Annotated in this window: 3 protein-coding genes and 1 pseudogene; 1 reads left to right on the top strand and 3 read right to left on the bottom strand. The window is 74.9% G+C overall.

Annotated elements, in window-relative coordinates:
- A pseudogene (locus tag ABD308_RS28910) lies at nucleotides 1–238 on the bottom strand (glycosyltransferase family 39 protein); the annotation flags it as partial.
- Between the two features lie 384 nt (nucleotides 239–622).
- Between ABD308_RS28910 and ABD308_RS28915 the strand changes: the two are divergent.
- A complete protein-coding gene (locus ABD308_RS28915) occupies nucleotides 623–3,673 on the top strand; it encodes an AfsR/SARP family transcriptional regulator (protein WP_344340800.1) in 3,051 nt (1,016 codons plus the stop codon).
- A gap of 26 nt (nucleotides 3,674–3,699) precedes the next feature.
- On the opposite strand, the gene ABD308_RS28920 is transcribed toward ABD308_RS28915, so the two are convergent.
- Together ABD308_RS28920 and ABD308_RS28925 are read right to left on the bottom strand one after the other, a co-directional pair.
- Nucleotides 3,700–3,882 (bottom strand): hypothetical protein, encoded by a 183-nt coding sequence (locus ABD308_RS28920; RefSeq protein ID WP_344340806.1) that lies wholly within the window; start codon nucleotides 3,880–3,882, stop codon nucleotides 3,700–3,702.
- A gap of 141 nt (nucleotides 3,883–4,023) precedes the next feature.
- A partial coding sequence (locus ABD308_RS28925; protein ID WP_344340812.1) for an MFS transporter occupies nucleotides 4,024–5,503 on the bottom strand: 1,480 nt, incomplete at its 5' end.

A 5,503-nucleotide genomic window follows, 5' to 3' on the forward strand; every position in this document is an offset into this window, starting at 1 on the left:
TCGCCAGCACGGAGGGCAGCCGCAGCGCGATCTCCGAGTCGCCGAACAGCGCGGTCCAGCCGTGCAGCAGGACGTAGTAGGCGCCGTTGCTGGCGTCGACGTGCCCCAGCATCCGCAGCAGGTCGCCGATCGGCCGGGTGGCCGAGGCCCAGCTCGCCACCTCGTCCCGCCACAGCGCGGGCGTCCCCAGCCGGTACGCGCCCACCGCCAGCATCACCAGTGCCGGCGCGAGCCACACGACCGGTCCGGACGCCTTCCGCGCGAGGCGGACGGGGCCCTGGTCCCACCGGTCACCCGACGCCATCTGCCGCCCCCGTTCTCTCCCCCCGCCGGGGGCACCGGGCCCGCCGGTCCGAGGGGTCCGTCCCCCCAGGCTAGCCGCGCCCGGTCAGGTCGAGCGGATCACCCCCGTCCCACCTGACCCACCGTCGGCCGGCCCGCCCGCCGAGCCCGTCCCGCCCGGCCGCCCGGCCGTCGGGGCAGGCCCGCGCGAGCGCCGCCCTTTCCCTCGTCCGCAGGCGACCGCAGACTGGAACCCGCGGGCCCGCACAGGCCGACCGCCTATCGTGACACGGCGGACCAGGCCGGTACCCGGCGCCTGAACGGGGATAGGGGGAAACGGGTGGGGGCACAGCGGACGCTTCACTTCCTCGTCCTGGGCACGGTGGAGGCCTGGGACGGCGAACAGCGGCTGCCACTGGGCGGACCGGTCCAAGAACGCGTCCTCGTGACGCTCCTGCTGGAGAACGGCCGGGTCGTCCCGGTGGCCCGCCTCGTCGAGGCGGCCTGGGGCGAACTGCCGCCCTCCAGCGCCGAACACCAGGTCCGCAAAGCGGTCTCGGACCTGCGCCGGCGCCTGCCGGGCGGCGCCGCGGTCATCGTCACCGACGGCCCCGGCTACCGCACCGACACCACCGGCTTCGCCCTGGACCTCACCCGGTTCACCGACGCCCTGCGCACCGCCCGTCAGGCCCTCGCCGAAGAACGCGCCCAGGACGCCGTCACCGCCCTGTCCGGCGCACTCGCCCTGTGGCGCGGACCGGTCATGGCCGGCCGCGGCAGCCCGGTGATCGACGCCGCGGCCACCGCCTGGAACGAACGGCGCCTGGCCGCAGCCGACCAGTACTTCGACCTGCGCCTGGCCCGCGGCGAGGCGGGCGAACTCGTCGGCGACCTCAGGGCCCTGATCGCCGACCACCCCTTCCGCGAAACCCTGCGCGGACACCTGATGCTCGCCCTCTACCGGGCCGGCCGCGCGGCCGAGGCCCTGGAGGAGTACGGAACCGTCCGCGTCCTGCTGGCCGAGGAACTCGGCACCGACCCCGGCGCTCCCCTCACCACCCTCCACGAACGGATCCTGCGCGCCGACCCCGGCCTGGACGCACCACCGCCCGCCCCCGCTTCCGCCCCCGCCGCCCCGCCGACGCCCGACACCGCCACCCACCGCGCCCACCGCACCCGCGAGATCCGCACCCTGCCCTACGACCTGCCCGACTTCACCGGCCGCGACAGCGAAGTACGCCAACTCCTGGAGCGCGCCCGCCCCGACGGCGACGACAGCACCCGCGTCATCGCCCTCGACGGCATGGGAGGCATCGGCAAGACCACCCTCGCCGTCCACGTCGCCCACCGCCTCGCCCCCCACTACCCCGACGCCCAACTCCACATCGACCTGCGCGGCTTCACCCCCGGCGAGGAACCCCTGCAGCCCGCCGCCGCCCTGGAGAGCCTGCTGCGCACCGTCACCCCCGCCGAGGACCACCTCCCCAACCGGCCGGAAGAACGCTCCCGCGCCTGGCGGGCCGCCCTGGCCGGCCGGCGCGTCCTGCTGCTGCTCGACAACGCGGCCGACAGCGCCCAGGTCCTGCCCCTGCTCCCCGCCTCGCCCGGCTGCCTGGTCCTGGTCACCAGCCGCGCCAGGCTCATGGACCTGGACAGCGCCGAATGGTTCTCCCTCGGCATGCTCGCCCCCGAGGACAGCAGGGCGCTGCTCACCCGCACCCTCGGCGCCGAACGCGCGGGAGCCGAACCCGAAGCCGTCGACCGGCTCGGCGAACTGTGCGGACAACTGCCGCTGGCCCTGCGCATCACCGCCTCCCGCCTGCGCAACCGCCCCCGCTGGTCGGTGCACCACCTCGTGGAACGCCTCAGCCAGGAAACCCGCCGCCTCGACGAACTCAGCGCCGGACAGCGCAGCGTCACCGCCACCCTCGAACTGTCCTACCAGGCCCTGGACGCCCGACAACGCACCGTCTTCCGCCTCCTGGGCCGCCACCCCGCCGCGGAGATCGACATCTGGTCCACCGCCGCCCTGGCCGCCGTCCCCGCCCGCGAGGCCGAAGCCGTCCTGGAACACCTCCTCGACGCCCACCTGCTGGTCCAGCACACCCAGGACCTCTACAGCATCCACGACCTGGTCCGCGACTTCTCGCGCTCCCTGAGCACGGCGGACGGCGACGACGGCGAAGCGGACGGCCCGACCGCCGCCCGGCGGCTGCTGTCCTACTACCTGAGCGCCACCGAGGCCGCCTGCGTGACCCTGTTCCCCGACCGCCTGCGCTTCGAGGAGGTCGCCGACCCGCCGGCCGCGCAACTGCCCCCCTGGAAAGCCCCCGAGGACGCCCTCGCCTGGTTCGACCGCGAGCACCACGCGATCCGCTACTGCCTCGACCAGGAGGGCGACAGCGCCGACCCGCGCCAGACCCTGCGCCTGTCCCGCAACCTCGCCTTCTACTTCTACACACGCAGCCGCGTCGAGGAACAGGTCGAACAGGGCTTCGTCGCCGTGCGCGCCGCCCGGCGCCTGGCCGTCCCGCACCTGCTGAGCCTGAGCCTGAACAACCTCGCCGTCGCCCGCTGGCGCTGCGGCCACTTCACCGACGGCATCGCCTCCGCCGTCGAGGCCCTCGACATCTCCCGCCGCTCGGGCGACCGCCAGCAGGAAGCCATCAGCGTGGGCCGCCTGGGCCTGCTGCACAGCGCCCTCGGCAACCTCCCCACCGCCCTGTCCTACCTCGAACAGGCCGTCGTCCTGCGCCGCGAGACCGGTGACGAGGTCGGCGAGGGCGAGAGCTGGACCAACCTCAGCTCCGTCTACCGCTGGCTGGAACGTCTCCCCGAAGCCGCCGACGCCGCCCGCCACGCGGTGCGCCTCAACCGGCACATTGGCGCCCGCGACAACGAGAAGATCGCCCTGGTCGAACTGGCCGTGACCCGGTTGTGCGGCGACGACCCCGCCGGCGCCCTGGAAAGCCTCGAACAGGCCCTCGCCCTGGGCGACGAGACCCGCCGCCCGGAGAACCACGCCCTGGCCCTCGCCCACACCGCCGAGACCCGCCAGTTGCTGGGCGAACGCACCGGCGTCCTGGCCTTCGCCGAGCACGCCCTCGACCTGGTCGCCCGCTGCGGCGCGCGGCTGCGGCTGGCCGAGGTGGAGAACATCGCCGGCCGGGTCCACCGAGGGAACGGCGACGCGTCCCGGGCACGGCACCTGCACACCAGTGCCCTGGAGCACTCCGAGGCGCTGGGCTACCGCGTCGAATCGGCGGGCGCCCTGGCCGGCCTGGCCCGCGCCTGCGCCGACCTGGGCGAGAGCGCGGCGGCCGCCGAACACCTGCACCGCGCCCGGCGGTTGTTCGAGGAGATCGGCATGCCCGCCACGCGGTACTGCTGACAGCGGGCCGGCGTCTCCCGGCCCGCTCAGACCGCACGCCCCGCGCCCGCGCCCTGGTGCACGGGCTTCGGCGCCGAGGGCCCCTCGTCACCCGCCACCACCACGGTGGTGCGCTCCGCGGGAGCCGGCACCGCCGGGGCGGACCTGCCGCCGGCGAACGTGATCGTCAGGACGACGAGCCCCGCCACCACGAATGCCCTGCTGCGCATGTCCCACCCCTTTGTGCTCGCTCCGGCCGGGTTGTTCCGGCAGCTTCGATGCTGGGGCGCGGCGTTCCCGAATCGCTCCTCATCCCTTCCCCGCTGCCCCCGCCCGCCCCCTCGGGGGAGGGGGCGGGCGGAGGCGGCACGTCAGGACAGCGCGGCGGGGGCGGGCTCGGCCACCTCGGCGGGGAGGTGCGCGGGCGCCGCGACGGTGCCCGCGCCGTCGAGGCCCGTGCCGCCGGTGTCGGCGCCCCCCGTGTCCGTGTCCTCGGTGTCCGCGCCGCCGCCGTGGGCGGATGTCGGCAGGACGACCCAGCGCAGGGTGGCGAGGGTGAGCAGGACCGGCACCACGCCGCCCAGGACGAACAGCCACACGGTGAAGGCCCGTCCCGCGCTGACGCCCGCGAGCAGCGCCGACAGCGGGACCAGTGCCAGCGACCCGAGCCAGTCGATGCTGATGACCCGCCCCCTGACCGCACTGGGGACCGAGGACTGCACGAGGGTGGACCAGTACACGTTGCCGACTGTGGAGCAGAACCCGTAGACGGCGCCCAGGGGCAGCAGCAGCCAGAAGGACGGCAGGAAGACCATCAGCGCCAGCGGGGCGGCGCCCGCCGTCCAGGCCAGCAGCATCCAGCGGGGGTAGTCCCGCGGCGGAGTGCGGGAGCCGACGAGGAAGGACGCCACGACGGCGGCGACGCCGGTGACGGCGATGAGCAGCCCGTAGTCGCGGGCGTCGCCGCCCATGTCGTTGTGGATCAGGAACGGCATCAGGACCTGACGCGGGCCCGACTGGAGCAGCAGCACCAGGCCGGACCAGACGATCAGCACCCACAGCCAGCGCTCCCCGCCCAGGTAGCGCAGTGCCTGCCGGTAGCGGACCGGGGCGCCGTCCTGCTCCTGCCCCTGTCCCTGTCCCTGCTCCTGCCCCTGCTTCTGTTCAGGCGCCGGGGCCTCGCCGGGCCGGGCGGGCCGGCCGGTGTCCGTGCGGATCGCGGCGACGCACGCCAGCGCGACACCGAAGCTGGCCGCGTTGACGAGGATGATGCTGAGGGCGTCGAACAGCGAGATGAGCAGGCCGCCGATCGCGGGGCCGATCATGCGCACGGCCAGGGAGCGGACGATGGACTCCAGGGCGTTGGCCGCGTGGAGGTCCTTCTCCGGGACGAGGTCGGGGGTCGCGGCGTCGGCGGCCGGCCCGCTGATCGCGGCGGCGGCGCCCAGGACGAACGCCGCCGTGACGAGGTGCCAGACCTCCACCCGTCCGGCCGCGTGGACGGCGCCGAGCACACCGAGCGTGCCGCAGGCGGCGGCGAAGGACCAGCCGATCACCGCCTTGCGGGGGAAGCGGTCGGCGAGCGCGCCGCCGACCAGGACGCAGGAGATCAGGCCCGCCGCCTCGGCGCCCACGACCATCGACAGGTCGGAACTGGTGCCGCCCAGTTCCATTGCCACCCACGGCAGGGCGACCAGCCAGACGCCGTCGCCCAGCATGCTGACGACGAACGAGAGGAACAGCAGGCGGTAGTTTCTGTGCCGCAGCGGGGCCGTGGACCTGGACAGGGCCGACATCTGGGTGTTCCTCACTCCTGGGAGGGCCGGGTGGGTGCGGGGGTCGCGCGCCCGC

The organism is Kitasatospora putterlickiae (assembly GCF_039527695.1).
Taxonomy (GTDB): Bacteria; Actinomycetota; Actinomycetes; order Streptomycetales; family Streptomycetaceae; genus Kitasatospora; species Kitasatospora putterlickiae.

What these genes read in the sequence shown, in the direction of transcription:
- ABD308_RS28920 (WP_344340806.1), bottom strand. Translation starts at nt 3,882, where the DNA reads ATGCGCAGCAGGGCATTCGTGGTGGCGGGGCTCGTCGTCCTGACGATC.